The following is a 23,047-nucleotide window of genomic DNA, read 5'->3' on the forward strand; positions in this document are numbered from 1 at the left end:
ATTTTTATTAGAATTTATATATCGCTGCCAAAACAAAAGAACCTAAGCTTTTTGTTGCCATTAAATCTGTATCAATAAAATCGTCTTCAGAACTACTATCAAGTCTAAATTCTGGTTTAATAATTAAATCTTCGTCAATAACCAAACTTCCAGTAAGCGTTAATCCAATAACACTTGGATCATCATCTACAGATTCGCTTTGTGTTTGAAAATATTCCCCTCTTAATCCTATAGTAAAGGTGTCACTAATACCATATTGAGGATACAAATCCACGCCATAAAATCCTTCACCATCATTATCCGCATACGCTGCATTGATCCCAACAAAAAAGTCTTCTGAGGCATCAAAACCTCCAGTATAATCTACTTCAAAACCTAAACCGGCAGCATCATATAATAAGTTTAAATACTGACCATCATATCCTAGTTGCGCACCTACTGCATAACTTCCGTCTGGATTAAACTCCGTAACATCCGTTTGATTAAACACTCCTAACATTAAGCTAAAATCTTCTGACAAAGTAAAGTCTGCTTTCAAACCCGTATGAGAGAATGGTCCATTAGAAAACAAATAAGAAGTACTATAATTAAAGTTTCCTGCTGGCGCAATAACTTCGTAACCTAAAAACGTATTAAACTTACCTAAGGTTAATTTTGTGTTTTCGCTAATGTTATAAAAAGCAAACAACTGATTTAATACTGTTGCACTTGCAGCTTCACCTCTTGGCCCAAAGACTAAATCCGCAACAGCTCCAACACGTCCTTTTTCGTAGGATGCAATAATATTTCCCATTCCTAAAGAAAATCCACCCGTATCGGCAAAAGATGTTGCAGGTGCAATTTGATTTTCATCATTTGGCGCTGTTAAATTGGTTCTGTAGTATGCATCCACACTACCTTCAAAAGCAAACTTTTTTTCTGGTGTATTAGCATCCTCTTGAGCAAACAAAGTTGTTGCAACCAAAAGAAGCGATAGGGTCAGTAATTGTTTCATAAAAATTGGTATTAAATTGGTTGGTTAATATCCCAAATCTATGTTAAAAAAAATTTAACCCCTAAAAAACATAGGGTTACTAACTCATTTTTATTATAATTCTATTTTACCCCCTGTTTTTTATAGGGTATCACAAAATACTTGTGCTTTTTTTAATAATCTCACATTGCCGATAATGAACAATTCTTATAAAATTCACGTTTTATTTAAATATTGTTCAGTTTTTTATATTTTACGCAATCGTTTTCGCAATAAACAATCCTATTTACTGTGTTTTTTGCTTTGATGATTTGTTAGTTTAATCAGTATAAAATTGTTTATAGTGTATTATATAATAGTCTAAATCAGAATTTCGGAAAAGTGTTTATACTTTTTTTAAATTCAATTACTAGCGTGTATCTTACAGTTGTAATAAGGCCCAAAAAGCCTTTAAAATTGACTTATTATGCTAAAAAAACAAGGACTTTATTTACCAGAATTTGAACACGATAATTGTGGTGCAGGATTTATATGTAGCTTAACAGGAAAACGATCTAACGACATCATCCATAAAGCACTTGAAATTTTAGTAAAATTAGAACACCGTGGTGCTGTAAGTTCAGACGGAGTAACAGGAGACGGCGCAGGTATATTAATTGATATTCCGCATAAATTCTTTAAGATTTTCTGTGAGTTTGATTTACCTGAATCTGGAGAATACGCAGTTAGTAATGTATTTCTTCCTAAAAAAGAAAACCAACGTCAATACTGTATTGATGTTTTTGAAAAAGAAATCCAAAATCAAGGCCTTAAATTAATTGGCTGGAGAGACGTACCAGTTAATAGTACTGTTTTAGGTGAAATTGCAAAAGTAACAGAACCTTTTGTAAAGCAAATTTTTATCGGAAAGGCTAGCGATACCCAAACCGAAAGAGAATTCAACATAAAATTATATGCTGCACGAAAAATTGCAGAACACACTATATATGACTCTAAATTATCAGAATCACAATTCTTCTACCTACCAAGTCTATCTACTAAAATCATAATATTTAAAGGCTTATTAATGCCGGAACATATTAACGAATATTACTTAGACCTATTTAACTCGGCTTTAGACACAAGATTAGCATTAGTACACCAACGTTTTTCTACCAACACATTTCCAACTTGGGATTTAGCACAGCCTTTTAGATACATCTGTCACAATGGAGAAATAAACACCGTTAGAGGCAATGTATCACGCATGTTTTCTCGTGAAGAAATCATGGAAAGCCCATTATTTGGAGATGATATTAAAAAGATAATCCCTACTATTTTAAGAGGAAAATCAGATTCTGCAACCCTAGACATGGTTGTGGAATTACTATTAATGACGGGACGTTCGCTTCCAGAAGCAATGATGATGTTAGTACCCGAAGCTTGGGAAAAAAACCCACACATGTCGGATTCTAAAAAAGCGTTTTACGAATACAACTCCTGCTTAATGGAACCTTGGGACGGACCGGCTTCAATCCCATTTACAGACGGTAATTTTATAGGTGCTGTTTTAGATAGAAATGGATTACGTCCTTCAAGATATACCGTAACAAAACAAGGAAACGTTATTATGTCTTCCGAAACTGGTGTTGTAGACATTGCTCCAGAAAACATAGAATTCCATGGTCGTTTAGAACCAGGAAAAATGTTTTTAGTAAACATGAGCGAAGGTCGTATTGTTAATGATGAAGAAATCAAAGAAGAAATAGCAGCCAAACATCCTTACAGGCAATGGTTAAACGAAAATCTAGTCCATCTTCGTGATATTGAAGCCAAAGAAGGCCATATAAAATATGATGAAATTGATCTTAAAAAACGTGAAGTTGTTTTTGGCTATACAGAAGAAGATTTAAATACTATTATTCGTCCGATGGCACAATTAGGGAAAGAACCTATTGGATCCATGGGAAGCGATACGCCAATTGCTATTTTATCAGAAAGACCACAATTAATCTATAACTACTTCAAACAATTATTTGCTCAAGTTACCAATCCGCCTTTAGATGGAATTAGAGAAGAGTTAATTACAGATATAAGCTTAACGCTTGGTAGTGACGTCAATATATTTGATATCAATGCGGAACATTGTAAAAAATTAAAAATTCAGAATCCGGTTATTTCTAAACACGATTTAGATAAGATTAGAGATTATGATACTAATCCTGATTTTAAAGTCGAATCTATTTCGATGTTATACGAAGTAAATCGTGGATTAAATGAACTGGAAGTCGCACTTGAAAACTTAGTCACTAAAGCTTCTAAAGCTATTGACGAAGGTGCAAACATCATTATTCTATCAGATCGATTTGTAGACGAAAATCACGCACCAATTCCTGCGCTTTTAGCCTGTTCTTACGTCAATCACGCCTTACACAAATTAAAAAAGCGTTCTAGAATCAGTTTAATTATTGAGTCCGCAGAACCTCGTGAAGTACACCATTTTGCTTTATTATTTGGTTATGGCGCAAGTGCTGTAAACCCATACATTGTAAATGAAATTGTTCAACAACAAATCAACAATGCAGATCTTACAGATTTAGAATATTTAGCTGCCATTAAAAACTACAATAAAGCAGTTGGAAAAGGGATTTTAAAGGTGATGAACAAAATTGGGATTTCAACCTTAAACTCGTACCGTGGCTCTCAATTATTTGAATGTATCGGAATTAAAACCTCGACAGTCGAAAAATACTTCCCAAATACACCAACACGTATTCAAGGTATTGGCTTAAGAGAAATTGAACAAGAAATTGTTAAACGTCACAAAAGGGCTTTTCATAAAAATACAGAACCACAAATTGAAGTTGGTGGAGATTACAGATGGAGACGTGGACAAGAAAAACACATGTTTAATCCTCTAACAGTTGCGAAACTTCAAGAATCGGTAAGAACCAATAAAGCATCTACCTTTAAGGAGTTTTCAGACTTAGTAAACGATCAATCTAAAAGCTTAATGACTATTAGAGGTTTGTTTGAGTTTGATCAATTTGACCCAATTCCTTTAGAGGAAGTAGAACCTTGGACAGAAATTGTAAAACGTTTTAAAACCGGAGCCATGTCTTATGGTTCTATTAGTAAAGAAGCACACGAAAACTTAGCGGTTGCTATGAACAGAATTGGAGGAAAATCTAATTCTGGTGAAGGTGGAGAAGACCAAGAACGTTTCTACAAAAGCTCACAAGGAGACTGGAGAAACTCAGCAATCAAACAAGTCGCTTCAGGACGTTTTGGAGTCACTTCCAACTACTTAACAAGCGCAAGCGAAATTCAAATAAAAATAGCACAAGGTGCAAAACCTGGTGAAGGTGGACAATTACCTGGACCAAAAGTGAATCCAGAAATTGCAAAAACAAGAAATTCAACGCCCTATGTAGGATTAATTTCACCTCCTCCACATCACGATATTTATTCGATTGAAGATTTATCGCAATTAATTTACGATGTAAAATCAGCAAATAGAGAAGCTAGAATTAATGTAAAACTAGTATCAGAAATTGGTGTTGGTACAGTAGCAGCAGGAGTTGCTAAAGCAAAAGCAGACGTTATTTTAATTGCTGGTTTTGATGGAGGAACAGGAGCAACGCCTTTAACTTCACAAAAACACACAGGTTTACCTTGGGAACTTGGTGTTGCAGAAGCACAGCAAACCTTAGTGATGAATGACCTTAGAAATCGTGTAGTTTTAGAATGTGACGGACAATTAAAAACAGGTCGCGATGTTGCTATTGCTTGCTTACTTGGCGCAGAAGAATTCGGTTTTGCAACAGCACCTTTAGTAGCTTCAGGATGTATTATGATGCGTGTGTGTCATTTAAACACATGCCCAGTCGGAATTGCAACTCAAAACCCAGACTTACGTAAAAAGTTTAAAGGAAAACCAGAACACGTTGTTAACTACATGTATTTTGTAGCACAAGAATTACGTGAGATTATGGCAAAACTAGGGTTTAGAACCATCAACGAAATGGTTGGACAATCTCAAAAACTAAACAGAAACAAAGCCATAGACCATTATAAATCTTCAGGAATTGACTTAACACCAATCTTACACAAAGTAGAAGTCGCTGAAGATGTACAACTATACAATACGTATTGTCAAGACCATAACTTAAATGTGCACTTAGATTTTAAAATCATAAAACAGGCACATCAAGCTTTATTTAGAAGACAAAAAACAAACTTAGCTATGCCTATCACAAATATAGATAGAGCAGTTGGAGCAGTTATAAGTAACGAAATTTCGAAAATTTATGGAGCAGATGGCCTACCTGAAGACACTATAGATATTGATTTTACAGGTTCTGCAGGACAAAGTTTTGGAGCCTTCGCAACCAAAGGTTTAAAATTTACCGTGCACGGAAACACAAATGATTACCTAGGTAAAGGGTTATCCGGAGCTAAATTAATTATTAAAGTGCCAGAAAAATGCACCATTATTCCGGAAGACAATATCATTACAGGAAACGTAACACTGTATGGCGCGACCTCTGGAGAAGTTTATATAAATGGTAAAGCTGGAGAGCGTTTTTGTGTTAGAAATTCAGGAGCACAAGCAGTAGTCGAAGGTATTGGAGATCATGGTTGTGAGTATATGACTGGTGGAGTTGCTGTTATTCTTGGTACTGTAGGTCGAAACTTTGGAGCAGGAATGAGCGGAGGAGTCGCTTATGTATTAGATGACAAAGGCACGTTCAAACAGAATTGCAATTCGGAAGATTTAAATATCGATCCAATTGAAAACGAAGCAGATAGTCTTCAGCTAAAACAATTAATCGAAAATCATTTTGAAGCAACAGGAAGCCCATTAGCAGCACGTATTTTAAAAGACTGGAACAACTACCTTCCAAAGTTTAAAAAAGTGTTACCAGAAGAGTACAGACAAGCCTTAGTGAGATTAGAACAAGAACAACTAGAATTAGCGTAAATTATGGGAAAGATAACAGGATTTTTAGAGTTTAAGCGTGAGAACGAAAGTTATATAACGCCAGAAAAACGCATAGAGAATTACAAAGAATTTACGGTTCCGTTACCAGAAGATCACCTGAAAGATCAAGGCGCTCGTTGTATGGATTGCGGAATTCCGTTTTGCCATAGTGGTTGTCCGCTTGGGAATTTAATTCCAGATTTTAATGATAAAGTTTATAAAGGAAAATGGAAAGAAGCTGCTGAAATTTTACACAAAACTAACAACTTCCCAGAGTTTACAGGACGCTTATGTCCAGCACCTTGCGAAGAAGCTTGTGTACTTGGTATTAACGAAGACCCAGTAACCATAGAAAATATTGAAAAAAACATAGTAGAAACCGCCTTTAATGAAGGTTGGATTGTAGCACAACCACCAAAAGTAAGAACCGAAAAAACAGTTGCTGTTATTGGTTCTGGACCTGCTGGATTAGCTGCCGCACAACAATTAAATCGCGCAGGACATACCGTTACTGTTTTTGAACGTGACGAAAAAGTGGGTGGTTTATTACGTTATGGCATTCCAGATTTTAAAATGGAAAAAACCGTGATTGACAGACGTGTTGCTGTTTTAGAAGAAGAAGGTATTATTTTTAAAACCAACGCTCATGTTGGTAAAAACATAGACGCCAACCAGCTTAAAGACGACTTTGATGCTGTTGTTTTATGTGGTGGCGCAACCGTAAGAAGAAGCATTCCTATACCTGGAGCGGATTTAAAAGGGGTAACGCAAGCGATGGATTTCTTAAAACTAAACAACCAATACGTGGATGGTTTAGTCGATTTTAAAGACGTTATTTCTGCTAAAGGAAAAGACATTATCGTAATTGGTGGTGGAGATACAGGAAGTGATTGTATTGGAACGTCCAATCGTCATGGCGCAACCTCTGTGACTAATTTCGAAATATTAAGTAAACCTTCTGTAGGTCGCCCTGCAAATCAACCTTGGCCTTATTGGCCTATGAAGTTAAAAACAACCTCATCGCACCAAGAAGGTGTCGAGCGTTTTTTTAGCATTTCAACTAAAGCGTTTATTGGCGATAAAAAAGGAAACCTAAAAGGCCTAAAAACGGTTGAAGTAGAATGGATTTTTACACCAGGTGAAAGACCTCAACTTAAAGAGGTTCCAAATACCGAAAAAGAATGGAAATGCGACATCGCATTATTAGCACTTGGTTTTACAGGCGCTGAAAAAACACTAGCAGATCAATTTGGTTTAAAAATGGATTTTAGAAGTAATATTGAAGCAACAATAAAAGATTACAAAACAAATATCCCTGGCGTTTTTGCAGCTGGAGATATGCGTCGTGGACAATCGTTGATTGTTTGGGCTATTTCGGAAGGTAGACAAGCAGCACATCATATTGACACCTATTTAATGGGAGAATCCTGTTTACCTTTAAAGGATGACAGCGATTTACCTCGGGTTTAAACAAACACAACTCTTTGTCATATTGAGCACAGTCGAAATGCTATCTAAAATTAAACCTTAAGGTTTTCGACTGCGCTCAAACTGACAGTGATATAGCTAAAACACTTTCTTGTTTTGAACGACTATCCACAAAGGGGAATAAACTTAAATCAAATCCTACAGAAGTAGGATTTTTTCAATTTCAAGAATCAGTACAAAAACGAATGCCACATTGAGCGCAGTCGAAATGCTATTAAAGCCTAAATCATAAGATTTTCGACTACGCTCAAATTGACAGTTATAAGCCTAAAACGTTACGCAGGATACTTCCCTCTAATCCCATCCAAACACAAATTACCAATACTACCAACATGCGTGTGTTTTTTAGAGGTATCTGGTACATAATTTCCACTTTCCACTTCGCCTCCAATTTTTTGATACGCTTCTCTAAAAGGCGCACCTCCCACAACCAATGTATTAATATTATCTACCGTAAATAAGTATTGATATTTAGCATCATTCAAATCAATATCTTTTACAATGACTTGCTGAATGGCGTAATTAAAAATATCTAATAAATCTTTTACATCTTCAATTGCTGCAATTATATTTTCCTTTAACAACTGAAAATCTCTATGGTAACCACTTGGTAAATTATTAGTAATTAAAACCATTTCAGTATGCAAAGCTTGTATTTTATTGGCTTTCCCACGGATTAATTCAAACACATCAGGATTCTTTTTATGTGGCATAATACTACTCCCCGTCGTTAACTCATCCGGAAAGGCAATAAAGCCGAAATTTTGACTATTATACACACAAATATCCATTGCAAAACGCGCTAAAGTATTACACACACTTCCTAAAGCTAAAGCGATTGTTCGTTCGCTTTTTCCTCTACTCATTTGCGCAGCAACAACGTTGTATTTTAAGGTTGAAAACCTTAATTCTTTAGTCGTTAATTCTCGATCAATAGGAAACGAGCTTCCGTAACCTGCTGCAGAACCTAATGGATTTTGATCTACGGTTTTTAATGCTGCATCTAGCAAGTATACATCATCAATTAAAACCTCAGCATAAGCAGAAAACCACAATCCAAAAGAAGATGGCATAGCTACTTGTAAATGGGTATAACCTGGAAGTAAAGCGTCTTTATGAGTTTCCGCCAAACCTAAAAGGGTATCAAAAAACGTTTTTGTCTTCGTATTAATTTCTTTTAAATTCTCCTTGTAATAAAGCTGAAGCGCAACTAAAACTTGATCGTTTCTAGAACGTGCGGTATGGATTTTCTTTCCGACATCTCCTAAAGTTTTAGTCAGCTCATATTCAATTTTAGAATGCACATCTTCAAAGGATTCTTCAATAACAAAGGTTCCGTTTTCTATAGTTTCCGCAATAGCGTGCAAACCATTTTTTAATTGTTGCAATTCTTCCGAAGAAATAATGCCAATAGACTCCAACATTATTGCATGCGCTAACGATGCTTGCACATCGTACTTTGCAATATGCATATCAATTTCTCTATCGTTTCCAACGGTAAATTGTTCTATTTTTTTATCGATACTTATTCCTTTGTCCCAGAGTTTCATAATCTTTAGTTTATCTGTTGATTTGTTCTTCGTCACTTCGAGTGATTCTGATTTTTTTATCAGAATTGTATCGAGAAGTATTTTCTTGTTTTCGATACATTTCTCCTTATTGTCGAAACACTCAAACTGACGAAAATCTTACAATACTTTTTCTAATAATTCAATATATATTTTAATCCCTTCTTCAATCTCATTCACGTAAATAAACTCGTCAGCCGAATGTGAACGTGTACTATCTCCTGGACCTAATTTTAAGGAAGGACAACTTAATACTGCTTGATCTGATAAAGTTGGCGAACCGTAAGTGCTTCTTCCTATTTCAAGTCCTGCAATTACCAAAGGATGATCGATAGGAATGGACGACGAATTTAATTTTATGCTACGCGGAATAATACTATCACAAGGCGCTTCCTTTTGTAGAATATCGACAATTTCTTGATTGGAATATTTATCGTTCACACGAACATCTAGCACTAATTTCACATCTGCTGGCACTGCATTGTGTTGCTTACCTGCGTTTATTTGCGTAACAGTCAACTTTACCTCTCCTAAAGCTTCCGAACTTTTATCGAACATGTGATTTTTAAACCATTCTAAAACTGGAATGGTATTATAAATAGCATTATCATGATTTGGATGCGCAGCATGACTAGGCGTTCCTTTTACGATTGCATCAAACACAACTAAGCCTTTTTCAGCAACAGCTAAATTCATTAAAGTTGGTTCTCCAACAATAGCGACGTCTACTTTTGGAATAACACTTAACATACTATTTAATCCATTTTCTCCACTGCTTTCTTCTTCAGCGGAAGCGACAATAACCAGATTAAAATTTAGATTTTCTCTGCTATAGAAATAGGCAAACGTTGCTAACAAACTCACCAAACATCCTCCAGCATCATTACTTCCTAAACCATATAATCTTCCATCTTCAACAATGGCTTTAAAAGGATCTTTTGTATAACCATTATTTGGTTTTACCGTATCATGATGCGAGTTTAATAATAGCGTTGGTTTGCTCTCGTCAAAATATTTATTGGTTGCCCAAACATTATGATTGGTTCTTTTAAAAGGAATATCCTGTTGCACAAACCATTGCTCAATATGCGCTGCTGTTGGTCCTTCTTCTGAAGAAAACGACTGCGTTTCTATCAATTGTTTTAATAAAGCAATTGCTCTTGTTGTTAGTTTTTCTATCATTTGGTAATGGTTGTGTGTTTATTATTTTTATCGAAAAGCATTTCTGATTTACCAATACAAACTTTTTGTACTTGATTATTTACAGCATGAAAACAGTTATTTAATTTTGGCAGCATGCCTTCATAAATAATATCATTTTCAATTAACGGTTGATAGGTTTCTGTGTTGATGTTTTCGATAACAGAATCGTCATTATTTACATTTTCTAAAACTCCGTTTTTTTCGAAGCAATAATATAATTCCGTTTTATATATTGAAGCAAAACCTATTGCTAATTCCGAAGCAATCGTATCTGCATTTGTGTTCAGTAATTGTCCGTTTTTATCATGAGTAATCGCACAAAACACAGGTGTAATTTCATTATTTAAAAGAATTTCTAACGTTTCAGTATTTACGTGTTTAACATCCCCAGCAAAACCATAATCGATAGGTTTTGATGGTCTTAAATCTGAAACTATTGTGTTGCCATCCGCTCCAGAAAAACCAATAGCATTACAATTGTTGGCTTGTAATTGTGCGACTATAGTTTTATTAATTTTTCCAGCATACACCATTGTAATAATATCTAAAGTCACTTGATCGGTTACTCGTCTTCCGTCAATCATTTTAACCTCAACTTGCATTTTTTGCGCCAATTTGGTTGCTAATTTCCCACCACCATGCACTAAGATTTTAGGAGCATCTATAGTAGCGAATGCTTTTAGGAATTGCTGTAAGGCGTTATCATCATCGATGATGTTTCCTCCAATTTTTATGATTTTTAGTGTTTTCATGCTTATTCTTATTTTGATGTGATACTGAAATGAATTCAGTATGACGTGACGGGTTAACATCAACTTGTTACTTACTTTAAATCTTCAGTCGTCAAGCTGAACTTGTTTCAGAGTCTCATTATTTACTAGTTGTGTGATGCTGTAATGAAATCTGTTTGACTATGTAATCTGTTTCAATTAAAAGATTGCTTCAATCGTTCCTCATTCGCAATGACGTTTATAATTCCTCCAAAATCTGTTTCAAAACAATTTGTGCAGCAAAAGTCCTATTATTTGCTTGCTGAATAACCACTGATTGCTCACTATCCAAAACCGCATCTTCCACAACCACATTTCGTCTTACAGGCAAACAATGCATGAATTTTGCGTTTCCTAATTTCGCTTTAGTCATCATCCAGCTTTCATCTTGACTAAGTACTTTTCCATAGTCATTATAACTACTCCAATTTTTCACATAGACAAAATCTGCATGTTTTAATGCTTCTTCTTGATTGTGATTTATTGGTGTGCCTTTTGTGATTGCTTCACTCAATTCATAACCTTTAGGATGTGTAATGGTTAAATCGACATCCATATTTTGCATCATTTCTACAAACGAATTCGCAACTGCTTGTGGCAACGCTTTTGGATGTGGAGCCCAAGACAAGACTACTTTAGGTTTTGGCTTTTCTGTTAATTCGGTAATGGTAATTGCATCTGCCAATGCTTGTAAAGGATGCGCTGTAGCACTTTCCATATTCACAATTGGTACTGTAGCGTATTTTACAAAGCTGTTCATTACAAACTCACTTTCATCTTTTTGTTTATCGGTTAAACTAGGAAACGCTCTAACCGCAATCACATCTCCATATTGAGAAATCACTTGTGCAGCCTCTTTAATGTGTTCTGTCGTGTTTGCATTCATGATTGTTCCATCTTCAAACTCTAAATTCCAAGCGTCATTTACGTTTAAAATCATCACCTCCATTCCTAAGTTTTTTGCAGCCTTTTCTGTACTTAATCGCGTTCGTAAACTGGAATTAAAAAACAGCATAACTAATGTTTTATGGTTTCCTAAATCTTGAAATTCAAAAGGATTATTTTTTAGTAAAATTGCGTCCTTTATGGTTTCTTGAAGATTTGATATGTCTTTTATTTCTGTATACTTTTTCATCTATTTATTACTTTAATCTTACTGAATTCATTTCAACTACTCACTGTTATGTGATTCTGAAACTAGTTCAGAATGACGTTGCTATTTAATTCTTATTTCTAAGCATTTAATGCTCAATATAACTGCTATTACAAACACTTATTTTCATGTATCCACAACTCTCGTCAAGCTGAATTTATGTCAGCTTCTCACTGTTATGTGATTCTGAAACTAGTCCAGAATGACGTAGCTATTTAGTTCTTCTTTCTAAGCATTTAATGCTCAATATAACTGCTATTACAAACACTTATTTTCATGTATCCACAACTCTCGTCAAGCTGAATTTATTTCAACTTCTCATTATTATGTGATTCTGAAACTAGTTCAGAATGACGCTACTCAAGCTACCCTTGCAACTCACTTTTTAAAGCCTCAAAAAACAAATCGACATGTTCTTTTTTGATGGTTAAAGGCGGAAGAATTCGTAATAAATTAGGATTCTTCGCACTTCCTGTAAATATTTTATGTTCAAAAATTAGCTTTTTACGTAGTTCTGCAATCGGAAAATCAAATTCCAACCCTAACATTAAACCACGTCCTTTTATGTTTTTAATTGCCGAAATTCCTTTTGCTTTTTCAATAAAATAAGCTGAGATATCTTTAGCATTTTGCATCAAATGCTCTTCTTCAATAACTTCTAAAACCGTCAAAGAAGCTACACATGCTAAATGATTTCCACCAAAAGTGGTTCCTAACAAACCAAAAGATGCTTTAATGTCTGGATGAATTAAAATACCACCAATCGGAAACCCATTTCCCATACCTTTGGCAATCGAAATAATATCTGGAGTCACATTATATTTCTGAAACGCGAAGAAATCGCCAGTTCTTCCAAAACCAGATTGCACCTCATCTGTAATAAAACACGTATTGTATTTTTTACATAATGCATCGACACCTTCGTAAAACGCTGCAGTACTTTCGTCTAACCCTCCAACACCTTGAATACACTCAATAATTACTGCACAAACATCGTTTTTAGCTAGTGCTTTTTCCGCACCTTCCAAGTCTCCTAATTCTAGAATTTCAACCTCTTGCTGTGCATTAATTGGCGCAATAATCTTCGTATTATCTGTTGCCGCAACTGCTGCTGATGTACGACCATGAAAACCATTTTTAAAAGCAACTACTTTTTTCTTTCCGTTATGGAATGACGCCAGTTTTAAAGCATTTTCATTGGCTTCTGCACCAGAATTACATAAAAACAACTCGTAGTTTTTACAACCAGATAACTGCTCTAACTTGTCGGCTAATTGTACTTGTAATGGATTCTGAATCGAGTTGCTATAAAATCCTAATTTGGCTACTTGATCAGAAATGGCAGCCACGTATTTTGGATGAGAATGCCCAATAGAAATCACTGCATGTCCACCATATAAATCTAGATATTTGGTGTTATTTTCATCAAAAACAAAGACATCATCTGCCTTTACAGGTGTGATATCGAATAAAGGATACACGTTAAATAAACTCATATCTGCTCTTCTTTAATGTTACTAATCTTGTTAAACGAGGCAATCATACCTTGTATTAAAGACGAACTCAATCCTTTGTGTTCCATCTCATTCAAACCTTCAATCGTACACCCTTTTGGCGTGGTTACACGATCTATTTCCTCTTCTGGATGATTCCCATTGGTAATCAATAAGCTCGCAGCGCCTTCACTAGTATACATCGCTAATTCTTGCGCTTCTTTAGCATCAAACCCTAACTGAATAGCAGCTTGTGTTGTCGCTCTAATTAAACGCATCCAAAACGCAACACCACTCGCACAAACCACAGTGGCTGCTTGCATTTGACTTTCCGGAATACTTAACGAATGTCCTAAACGGTTAAAAATAGCCTCAGCGATTTTAATACGTTTTGCACCTTGCACATTACTACACAAACACGTCATGGATTTACCAACTGCAATCGCAGTATTCGGCATCGCACGAATAATAAATTTATCTGCTCCAACTTGCGCTTCAATCTTAGGAATTAGAAAACCTGTAATGGTCGAAATCAAGACGTGCTTCTCTGTTAATTCCGGCTTAATGTCATTCAATATTTGCTCAAAATGCGCTGGTTGCACTGCAAAAATGATGATATCAGATTGCCTTACAGCTTCGGTATTATCCGTCGTTAAATGCACATTTTTATAACCATCAAATTCTTGAATGTCTTCCAAATTCCGTTTGGTTAAATACAAACTAGTAATGGCATTATTGGTTATCAATCCTTTTGCGATGGACTTTCCTAAGTTTCCTGTTCCTATAATTGCTATTTTCATAATTTTATATTGTTTGGGCGTTACCACAAGGGTCGCGTTTTCCGTTATATCTTTTTTGCCTTGTTCTCGATACAAATTTGCTCATGCTTCACAAATTCACTCGAACTGACGTCAAAAAAGGATGCCACTTCAACCGCTAACGCAGCAGCTGTACTTTTAAAAATAAGTTGCTTTTAGTTTTAAACCTTCTGTTTCATCAAAACCAAACATTAAATTCATGTTTTGAACAGCTTGTCCCGAAGCGCCTTTCAATAAATTATCAATAATGCTTGTCACCAATAATTTGTCTTCATGTTTATGTAAATGAAGAATACACTTATTGGTATTTACTACTTGTTTTAAATGAATCTCATCATCCGAAACTACAGTAAAAGCAGCATCTTTATAAAATTCGCTATACAATGCTTTTGCGTCTTCCAAACTTCCTGAAAACTTGGTGTAAAGCGTAGCAAAAATTCCTCTAGAAAAATCACCGCGATTTGGCATGAAGTTGATGTCTGACTTAAAGTTAGATTGCAACAGTTTCACCGATTGATTAATCTCTCCTAAATGTTGATGCGTAAAAGCCTTATAATGCGAAAAGTTATTATCTCGCCACGTAAAATGCGTAGTTGCAGATAACGATGTTCCTGCTCCTGTTGCTCCTGTAACTGCATTAACATGTAAATCGTTTTGTAAAACTTCAGCTTTAGCTAAAGGCAATAATGCTAACTGAATAGCAGATGCAAAACACCCTGGATTTGCAATGTAATTCGCTTTTTTAATCGCTTTTTTATTCAATTCCGGCAAACCATAAACAAACGTTTTTCCTTCAAAAATGGCGTCTTTAGTTAATCTGAAATCATTACTTAAATCAATAATTTTAGTTTCAGTAGAAAATGAATTGTTCTCTAAAAATGCTTTAGAATTTCCGTGACCTAAACACAAAAACAACACGTCTACTTTTGAGTTAATTTTACTTGAAAACTCCAAATCTGTACTACCAATTAAATCTTGGTGTACTTTATATATCTTATTTCCAGCATTAGAGGTACTGTAAATAAAATTGATGTTAGCTTTTGGATGATTTAACAACAATCTAATAAGTTCTCCAGCTGTATAACCTGCTCCTCCAATAATTCCTATTTCTAATTTTTTCATTTTGATTCTTTTACTTTACCATTCTTCGCTTAACACTTCGACTGCGCTCAGTGTGACACAGAATAATAATTTGCTTTAATTATCATTTTTGAGATACTGAAACACGTTCAGCATGACTAAAATCAAGAATTTACTTGTTGATAAATCTTATTTTGATTACCAACTATTTTGATAAAGCCTTTAGCTTCTTCAGCCGTCCAACCTTTATTTTCTTCGCCATAACTTCCAAACTTTGCATTCATTAAATCATGCTTAGAACTGATTCCGTCTACAGTAAAATGGTATGGTTTTAAGGCCACAAAAACATCTCCCGATACTTTGTCTTGGCTGCTTTGTAAAAAGGCTTCCATGTCGCGCATTACAGGGTCTAAATATTGCCCTTCATGCAAATGCATTCCGTAGAAATTTGACATATAATCTTTGTGCTGTAATTGCCATTTTGTTAGTGTATGCTTTTCTAATAAATGATGTGCTTTTATAATCACCAAAGCAGCTGCTGCTTCAAATCCAACACGTCCTTTAATACCAACTATTGTATCGCCAACATGAATATCTCTACCAATTGCATAAGCAGATGCTAAGTTGTTTAAGACTTCAATATTAATTTCCGGATTGTTTTTAATTCCGTTAACAGCAACCAATTCTCCTTTTAAAAAAGTTAATGTTACTTTCTCTTCTTCGGCATGTTTTAATTGTGATGGAAATGCCGTTTCTGGTAATGGTTTTTCTGATGTTAATGTTTCTTCTCCACCAACACTAGTCCCCCAAAGTCCTTTATTAACAGAATACTTTGCCTTTTCCCAAGAAGCTTCAATACCGTTTTCTTTTAAGTAATCAATTTCTTGTTGTCTGCTTAAACTTCCATCTCTAATGGGCGTGATAATTTTAATATGTGGCGCCAAGGTTTGAAAAATCATATCAAAACGCACTTGATCGTTTCCTGCTCCTGTGCTTCCGTGTGCGATATATTCCGCATCAATACTTTTAGCATATTCGATAATTTCGATTGCCTGAATAATACGCTCTGCACTTACAGATAAAGGATAGGTGTTATTCTTCAAAACATTTCCGAAGATTAAATACTTAATCACTTTATCATAATACGAGGCAATTGCGTCAATGTTTTTATAAGTTGACACACCCATTTTATATGCATTAGCTTCAATGGTTTGAATTTCTGCATCAGAAAAGCCACCCGTATTTACACTTACCGCGTGCACATCGTAACCTGCTCTACTTAAACTTACTGCGCAATAGGATGTATCTAATCCACCACTATATGCTATTACTAATTTGCCTTTATTTTTCATTCTTTTCTTTTTTAAGGAACATGGATTGTTTTATATTTTTCAATCTGGTCCATACTTTTTTATCATGATTATTTACTGTTGGTTTTGTTGCTTCCTTTTTAGAAGGATCATACAACATACCTGTACATAAGCACATTTTTTGCTCTGTTCTTGTCAAAACATCAAAGTTTTTGCAGGTCTGACAGCCATTCCAAAAGGATTGATCGTCTGTTAATTCTGAAAACGTAACAGGTTTATAACCTAAATCACTATTCATCTTCATAACTGCTAAACCTGTAGTAATACTAAATACTTTAGCCTCCGGAAACTTGGTTCTAGAATGCTCGAATATTTTCTGTTTGATCTGTTTAGCTAAGCCAATGTTTCTAAAATCTGGATGTACAATTAATCCAGAATTGGCTACAAATTTGCCATGACCCCATTGTTCGATATAACAAAAGCCTGCAAATTTATCGCCCTCTAAAGCAATAACAGCATTACCATTTTCCATTTTGGTAATGATGTATTCAGGCTTACGTTTTGCAATACCAGTTCCTCTAACTTGAGCAGCATCAGCAATAGTGTTACAAATAATATCTGCGTAAATACTATGCGATTTATCAGCAATAACAATTTCCATTGTAATTGAATTTTAAATTAAAAAATGTGATAATTTTTGTTTTTGAAAGCAGAACCGGACTCACCTTAGTTCTATAAATAGAAGTACACCCTAAGGGCGACGACGGAAAATTGGACGTAGGGTTATCCTGTTATTATTTCTAATAACTGTATTTAAAAAAGGAAATATTTGTGTTGAATTGTTCACTGTCTGAAAAAAAATAAAAACTATTAACTAAAAGCTTGAAGTATGCGTATTAGCGACGTCGTCTGCGTAATAGCAAACTTGTGGGTCTTTCGTTTTTATTTAGTGTTGTAAACATGGTACAAACGTATAATTTAATTTGATACAAAAGTTGATTTTGTGTCATTTTTGATGAATTTTTACGAATTTGAAAGTATTTAAGGTCATAATTATCAAAATCACACTAAAAACTGAAATAAATCAGGCTTATCATTTAGATAATCTCCATAAAAATTATGACGCTTCATTTTAGTAATTAATGGCTCTAAATCGTTTGGAGATTTCAACTCAATTCCAACCACAGCAACATCATTTTCGCGGTTTGCTTTTTTAGTATATTCAAAATGAGTAATATCATCTGTATCACCTAAAATATCAACAACAAAATCTCTTAATGCTCCTGAACGCTGTGGAAACTTAACAATAAAATAGTGCTTTAAATCGGCATGTAATAGCGCACGTTCTTTAATTTCTGCCGTACGCGTGATATCATTATTACTTCCGCTTATAACACAAACTACATTTTTACCTTTAATTTCTTCTTTAAAATACTCTAAAGCAGATAAACTTAAAACCCCTGCAGGCTCTGCTACAATCGCTTCTTTATTGTATAAATCTAAAATGGTTTGGCAAATCTTACCTTCATCTACAGTAACCACACGATGTAATGTCTCTTTACAAATAGCAAAATTTAAATCACCAACACGCTTAACCGCAGCACCATCTACAAAACTATCAATCTCTTCTAACTCGGTGTTTTTATTATTTCTTATTGACGTCAACATCGAAGGTGCGCCTTTTGGCTCTACACCTATAATTTTTGTCTGTGGCGATAACAACTTAAAAACAGAGGATAATCCTGAAGACAAACCTCCACCACCAATAGGTACAAAAACGTAATCTATTGGGTGAAACTCCGTTTGATCTATAATCTCTAAACCGACTGTTGCTTGACCTTCAATAACTTTTTTATCATTAAATGGATGGATAAACGCTTTGTTTAAACGCTCGCAATCTTCCATTGCTGCATGATAAGCATCATCAAACGTATCGCCTACTAAAACCACCTCTATATAATCTTCTCCAAACATTTTAACCTGTTCCACCTTTTGATTTGGTGTTGGAGAAGGCATAAAAATGGTGCCTTTTATTTTTAACAATTTACAAGATAAGGCCACTCCTTGTGCATGGTTTCCAGCACTTGCACATACAATTCCTTTTTCAGCTTCAGCTTCAGTTAAAGATGACATTTTATTGTAAGCACCTCTAATTTTATAGGAACGTACTTGCTGTAAGTCTTCGCGTTTAAACATGATGTTTGCTTCAAATTGCTTTGAATATCGCATGTTTGAAATTAAAGGAGTTACAGTTGCAACTCCTCTTAATTTTTCGGCAGCAGCCTCAACAGCTTCTAAAGTAGGCCTGTATGTTGTTTTGGTTTCTTCCATGTTTATTTCCCACGACAGTGGAAATATTTTTGTTTTATAAATGAAACACTTCGACTGCGCTCAGTGTGACAAGCTAATTAGTTATTATGCTAAAACTGATGCTTCTGTTTTAACATCTGATTTTATAATCTTCATTGCTGTCATCGCAGCTCTTAATCGTTTTCCGACTGCTTCGATTGGATGATTTCTAATCGCATCGTTTACTGCTATTAATTCGATATTATCAACTCCTGTTGTTACAGAAAATGATTTGCCAATTATGTCTGTTTTAACCGTTTTCATAAAATCAGTTAATAACGGTTTACAAGCATGGTCAAATAAATAACAACCATATTCTGCAGTATCCGAAATAACTCTGTTCATTTCAAATAATTTTTTTCTAGCAATTGTATTCGCTATTAATGGCAACTCATGAAGCGACTCGTAATACGCAGAATCTTCAATAATCCCCGCACTTACCATCGTTTCGTAAGCTAATTCTACACCAGATTTCACAAATGCTACTAATAACGTCCCGTGATCAAAATACTCTTGCTCAGAAATGTGATCTGATGTTAATGCTGTTTTCTCAAAAGCAGTTTCGCCTGTTGCAGCTCTCCATTTTAAAAGATTTACATCATCATTTGCCCAATCTTCCATCATTGTTTCTGAGAAATGACCAGAGATAATATCATCCATATGCTTTTCAAACAAAGGACGCATGATATCTTTTAATTCTTCAGATAATTGGTATGCTTTTACTTTTGCTGGATTAGATAAACGGTCCATCATGTTTGTAATTCCACCATGTTTTAACGCTTCAGTAATTGTTTCCCAACCAAACTGGATTAATTTTCCAGCATAACCAGGTTCAATACCTTCTGCAACCATTTTATCGAATGACAAAATTGCTCCTGTTTGAAGTAAACCACATAAAATGGTTTGCTCTCCCATTAAATCACTTTTTACCTCAGCAACAAAAGACGATTCTAACACACCTGCACGATGCCCTCCAGTAGCAGCAGCATAAGCTTTTGCCTGAGCCCAACCTTTATTTTCTGGATCGTTTTCTGGATGTACAGCAATTAATGTTGGCACACCAAACCCCCGTTTATATTCTTCTCTAACTTCTGTTCCTGGACACTTTGGAGCAACCATAATAACAGTAATATCCTCTCTTACCTGAGTCCCTTCTTCAACAATATTAAATCCGTGAGAATAACTTAATGTCGCGCCTTTTTTCATTAAAGGCATTATCGCTTTTACTACGTTTGTATGTTGCTTATCTGGTGTTAAATTCAATACTAAATCTGCAGTAGGAATTAACTCGTCATAAGTCCCAACAGTAAATCCGTTAGAATTTGCGTTTTTAAAAGACTCGCGTTGCTCATCAATTGCAACCTGTCTTAATGTGTACGAAATATCCAAACCAGAATCTCTCATGTTTAAACCTTGGTTTAAACCTTGTGCACCGCAACCAACAATTACAATTTTTTTCCCTTTTAATGCATTTACACCATCTTCAAACTCTGAAGCATCCATGAATCTACATTTACCTAATTGATCTAATTGATTTCTTAATGATAATGTGTTAAAGTAATTTGACATTGTCTTGTTTTTTTAATGTTGGAATGCTTCTAGCATTGTTGATATTTTCATTTCTTCTTTAGATACTGCAATACGTCCTGAACGTGTAAATTGCATGATTCCAAAAGCACTTAACTCTCTATGTAGTAATTCGATCTCTTCTTTACGTCCTGATTTTTCAATCACAAAAAAATCGCGATTTACCGTTACAATTCTTGCGTTGCTTTCTTTGATTATATTCTGAATTGAACGCTCGTCAAATAACAAAGCTGATCTCATTTTAAAGATGCAAGACTCTTGGTAAATAATCTCATCTTCTGTATGATAATAGGCTTTAATAACCTCGACTTGCTTTTCTATCTGACCAATAATTTTCTTGATATTATCTTCGGACATATTTACTACTATAGTAAATCTAGACACGCCCTCAATTTCTGAAGGAGACGTGTTTAAGCTCTCTATATTAATATGTCTTCTTTGGAATATTGCTGAAATCCTATTCAACAACCCTATATTGTTTTCAGTATAAACAGATACTGTATATAATTGTTTTTCTGTGCTCATATTACTCTAATCTTACGTCTGAAACTGATGCTCCTGTTGGTATCATTGGGAATACATTTCCTTCTTTTTCTACACAAACTTCTAAAAAATAAGGCCCATCGGTGCTTATCATTTTAGCAACTGCGTCCCTTAAATCTTCTCGTTTTGTTACTTTCTCTGCTGGTATAGAATAACCTTTAGCAATAGCAACAAAGTCTGGATTTGTCATTTCGGTTGAGGCATAACGTTTATCAAAAAACAGTTGTTGCCACTGTCTAACCATACCTAAAAACTCATTATTTAAAACCACTATTTTAACACCTGCTTTTTGCTGAAAAATAGTACCTAATTCTTGAATGGTCATTTGATAACCACCATCTCCTGAGATTGAAATTACCTCACGATCCGGAGCTGCCATTTTTGCTCCAATTGCAGCAGGTAAGCCAAAGCCCATTGTCCCTAAGCCTCCGGACGTAATGTTACTTCTGGTTTTGTTGAAATTAGCATATCTACAAGCAATCATTTGATGCTGACCAACGTCTGTCACAATGGCTGCATCACCTTTAGTTTGACTATTAATTTCTTTTAACACCTCTGCCATCGTCAATCCTTCCTTTGTAGGATATAAGTCATGTTTTATTACTTTTTCATATTCAATAGCATATAAATCCTTGAATTTTTGATGCCATTCTGGATATGTTTTTTCTTCTAAAAGCGGTAATAAGGCAGCTAAACTTTCTTTAGAATCACCTAAAACAGCTACTTCTGTTTTTACATTTTTATCTATTTCGGCAGGATCAATTTCAAAATGAATCACTTTTGCCTGTTTAGCATACGTAGATAAACTTCCGGTTACACGATCGTCAAATCGCATTCCGATTGCAATTAATACATCACAGTCGTTAGTTAATACATTTGGCGCATAATTACCGTGCATACCAACCATACCAATATTTAAAGGATGAGCGGTTGGTATTGCTCCTGCACCTAAAATAGTCCAAGCCGAAGGGATTCCTGCTTTTTCCACGACTGCCTTAAATTCGGCTTCAGCCTGACCTAAAGACACACCCTGCCCCCAAACAATCATTGGCTTTTTTGCTGAATTAATAAGTTTTGCAGCAGCTTCAACTGAAGCTATATTTAATTCTGGAACAGGAATATAACTCCTGACACCTTTACATTTTTCGTATTTAAAATCGAATTCTTCAAACTGAGCATCCTTTGTAATATCTATCAAAACGGGTCCTGGGCGTCCACTTCTTGCAATATAAAAGGCTTTAGCCATTGCTTCTGGAATCTGAGAGGCTTTGGTAACCTGACAATTCCATTTTGTAACTGGAGTAGATATACCCACGATATCCGTCTCCTGAAACGCATCACTACCCAATAAATGCGAAGCTACTTGCCCCGTAATGCAGACCATTGGTGTGCTATCTATTTGTGCATCTGCGATACCTGTAATTAAGTTTGTAGCTCCTGGTCCCGACGTTGCAATTGCAACACCCACTTTACCAGAAATACGCGCATAACCTTGTGCTGAATGTGTTGCACCTTGCTCATGTCGTGTTAATACATGATGAATTTTGTCCTGGTACTTATAAAGCTCGTCATAAACAGGCATGATTGCTCCTCCAGGATAACCGTAAAGGATATCAACTCCTTCGGCTAACAAACATCTGATAACTGCTTCACTACCAGAAATACGCTCTGTAGTTTGCGTTGTGTTTGTTTCTTTTTTTATTGTTTTTGTATCCATATTAATCTTGTTAGGATCATTATATTTTTCTA

Annotated in this window: 16 protein-coding genes; 2 read left to right on the forward strand and 14 right to left on the reverse strand. The window is 35.1% G+C overall.

Annotation, left to right across the window (positions count from 1 at the left end; genetic code table 11):
• Positions 1 to 7 precede the first annotated feature (7 nt).
• On the reverse strand, positions 8 to 994 hold the full coding sequence (locus CXF54_RS01905; protein ID WP_090837000.1) for an outer membrane beta-barrel protein: 987 nt from the start codon (positions 992 to 994) through the stop codon (positions 8 to 10).
• A gap of 445 nt (positions 995 to 1,439) precedes the next feature.
• Between CXF54_RS01905 and gltB the strand changes: the two genes are divergently transcribed.
• Both gltB and CXF54_RS01915 read left to right on the forward strand, forming a co-directional pair.
• Positions 1,440 to 5,936: a glutamate synthase large subunit gene (gene gltB, locus CXF54_RS01910; RefSeq protein ID WP_101202219.1), complete on the forward strand. Its 4,497-nt coding sequence runs from the start codon at positions 1,440 to 1,442 to the stop codon at positions 5,934 to 5,936.
• A 3-nt stretch (positions 5,937 to 5,939) separates the two neighbouring features.
• The gene (locus CXF54_RS01915) at positions 5,940 to 7,406 is read left to right on the forward strand and encodes a glutamate synthase subunit beta (protein ID WP_101202220.1); all 1,467 of its coding nucleotides are present in this window, start codon (positions 5,940 to 5,942) and stop codon (positions 7,404 to 7,406) included.
• 293 nt (positions 7,407 to 7,699) lie between these two features.
• On the opposite strand, the gene argH is transcribed toward CXF54_RS01915, so the two are convergent.
• The 13 genes from argH to ilvB form a co-directional block, all read right to left on the reverse strand.
• Positions 7,700 to 8,974: an argininosuccinate lyase gene (argH, locus tag CXF54_RS01920; protein WP_101202221.1), complete on the reverse strand. Its 1,275-nt coding sequence runs from the start codon at positions 8,972 to 8,974 to the stop codon at positions 7,700 to 7,702.
• 138 nt (positions 8,975 to 9,112) lie between these two features.
• Entirely contained in the window at positions 9,113 to 10,174 is a 1,062-nt protein-coding gene (locus CXF54_RS01925) for a M20 family metallo-hydrolase (protein ID WP_101202222.1), read from the reverse strand.
• Positions 10,171 to 10,947, reverse strand: a complete 777-nt coding sequence (argB, locus tag CXF54_RS01930; RefSeq protein WP_198551033.1) for an acetylglutamate kinase — start codon at positions 10,945 to 10,947, stop codon at positions 10,171 to 10,173. The genes CXF54_RS01925 and argB overlap by 4 nt, the downstream gene beginning before the upstream one ends.
• A 217-nt stretch (positions 10,948 to 11,164) precedes the next feature.
• Positions 11,165 to 12,100: an N-acetylornithine carbamoyltransferase gene (locus CXF54_RS01935; RefSeq protein ID WP_101202223.1), complete on the reverse strand. Its 936-nt coding sequence runs from the start codon at positions 12,098 to 12,100 to the stop codon at positions 11,165 to 11,167.
• 383 nt (positions 12,101 to 12,483) lie between these two features.
• Complete coding sequence (locus tag CXF54_RS01940) at positions 12,484 to 13,614, reverse strand: aspartate aminotransferase family protein (RefSeq protein ID WP_101202224.1); 1,131 nt, start codon at positions 13,612 to 13,614, stop codon at positions 12,484 to 12,486.
• Positions 13,611 to 14,411 (reverse strand): pyrroline-5-carboxylate reductase, encoded by an 801-nt coding sequence (gene proC / locus CXF54_RS01945; protein ID WP_028282578.1) that lies wholly within the window; start codon positions 14,409 to 14,411, stop codon positions 13,611 to 13,613. Before proC ends, CXF54_RS01940 begins: the two co-directional genes overlap by 4 nt.
• Positions 14,412 to 14,567: 156 nt before the next feature.
• A complete protein-coding gene (gene argC / locus CXF54_RS01950; RefSeq protein ID WP_101202225.1) occupies positions 14,568 to 15,551 on the reverse strand; it encodes an N-acetyl-gamma-glutamyl-phosphate reductase in 984 nt (327 codons plus the stop codon).
• 122 nt (positions 15,552 to 15,673) lie between these two features.
• Positions 15,674 to 16,861, reverse strand: a complete 1,188-nt coding sequence (locus CXF54_RS01955) for an argininosuccinate synthase (RefSeq protein WP_101202226.1) — start codon at positions 16,859 to 16,861, stop codon at positions 15,674 to 15,676.
• Positions 16,851 to 17,480: a GNAT family N-acetyltransferase gene (locus CXF54_RS01960; protein WP_101202227.1), complete on the reverse strand. Its 630-nt coding sequence runs from the start codon at positions 17,478 to 17,480 to the stop codon at positions 16,851 to 16,853. The genes CXF54_RS01955 and CXF54_RS01960 overlap by 11 nt, the downstream gene beginning before the upstream one ends.
• Positions 17,481 to 17,881: 401 nt before the next feature.
• Positions 17,882 to 19,150, reverse strand: coding sequence for a threonine ammonia-lyase IlvA (gene ilvA / locus CXF54_RS01965; protein WP_101202228.1), 1,269 nt, complete (start codon positions 19,148 to 19,150; stop codon positions 17,882 to 17,884).
• An 84-nt stretch (positions 19,151 to 19,234) separates the two neighbouring features.
• The gene (gene ilvC, locus CXF54_RS01970) at positions 19,235 to 20,737 is read right to left on the reverse strand and encodes a ketol-acid reductoisomerase (protein ID WP_101202229.1); all 1,503 of its coding nucleotides are present in this window, start codon (positions 20,735 to 20,737) and stop codon (positions 19,235 to 19,237) included.
• A gap of 12 nt (positions 20,738 to 20,749) precedes the next feature.
• Entirely contained in the window at positions 20,750 to 21,280 is a 531-nt protein-coding gene (gene ilvN / locus CXF54_RS01975; protein WP_090837020.1) for an acetolactate synthase small subunit, read from the reverse strand.
• A gap of 1 nt (position 21,281) precedes the next feature.
• On the reverse strand, positions 21,282 to 23,015 hold the full coding sequence (ilvB, locus tag CXF54_RS01980; RefSeq protein WP_101202230.1) for a biosynthetic-type acetolactate synthase large subunit: 1,734 nt from the start codon (positions 23,013 to 23,015) through the stop codon (positions 21,282 to 21,284).
• Between the last annotated feature and the right edge of the window lie 32 nt (positions 23,016 to 23,047).

It is taken from the genome of Olleya sp. 1-3, assembly GCF_002836085.1.
Lineage (GTDB): Bacteria > Bacteroidota > Bacteroidia > Flavobacteriales > Flavobacteriaceae > Olleya > Olleya namhaensis.

Excerpts from the sequence above, each read along its gene's own strand:
- CXF54_RS01905 (WP_090837000.1), bottom strand. The coding sequence starts at position 994 with ATGAAACAATTACTGACCCTATCGCTTCTTTTGGTTGCAACAACTTTG.
- gltB (WP_101202219.1), top strand. The coding sequence starts at position 1,440 with ATGCTAAAAAAACAAGGACTTTATTTACCAGAATTTGAACACGATAAT.
- CXF54_RS01915 (WP_101202220.1), top strand. The coding sequence starts at position 5,940 with ATGGGAAAGATAACAGGATTTTTAGAGTTTAAGCGTGAGAACGAAAGT.
- argH (WP_101202221.1), bottom strand. The coding sequence starts at position 8,974 with ATGAAACTCTGGGACAAAGGAATAAGTATCGATAAAAAAATAGAACAA.
- CXF54_RS01925 (WP_101202222.1), bottom strand. The coding sequence starts at position 10,174 with ATGATAGAAAAACTAACAACAAGAGCAATTGCTTTATTAAAACAATTG.
- argB (WP_198551033.1), bottom strand. The coding sequence starts at position 10,947 with ATGAAAACACTAAAAATCATAAAAATTGGAGGAAACATCATCGATGAT.
- CXF54_RS01935 (WP_101202223.1), bottom strand. The coding sequence starts at position 12,100 with ATGAAAAAGTATACAGAAATAAAAGACATATCAAATCTTCAAGAAACC.
- CXF54_RS01940 (WP_101202224.1), bottom strand. The coding sequence starts at position 13,614 with ATGAGTTTATTTAACGTGTATCCTTTATTCGATATCACACCTGTAAAG.
- proC (WP_028282578.1), bottom strand. The coding sequence starts at position 14,411 with ATGAAAATAGCAATTATAGGAACAGGAAACTTAGGAAAGTCCATCGCA.
- argC (WP_101202225.1), bottom strand. The coding sequence starts at position 15,551 with ATGAAAAAATTAGAAATAGGAATTATTGGAGGAGCAGGTTATACAGCT.
- CXF54_RS01955 (WP_101202226.1), bottom strand. The coding sequence starts at position 16,861 with ATGAAAAATAAAGGCAAATTAGTAATAGCATATAGTGGTGGATTAGAT.
- CXF54_RS01960 (WP_101202227.1), bottom strand. The coding sequence starts at position 17,480 with ATGGAAATTGTTATTGCTGATAAATCGCATAGTATTTACGCAGATATT.
- ilvA (WP_101202228.1), bottom strand. The coding sequence starts at position 19,150 with ATGGAAGAAACCAAAACAACATACAGGCCTACTTTAGAAGCTGTTGAG.
- ilvC (WP_101202229.1), bottom strand. The coding sequence starts at position 20,737 with ATGTCAAATTACTTTAACACATTATCATTAAGAAATCAATTAGATCAA.
- ilvN (WP_090837020.1), bottom strand. The coding sequence starts at position 21,280 with ATGAGCACAGAAAAACAATTATATACAGTATCTGTTTATACTGAAAAC.
- ilvB (WP_101202230.1), bottom strand. The coding sequence starts at position 23,015 with ATGGATACAAAAACAATAAAAAAAGAAACAAACACAACGCAAACTACA.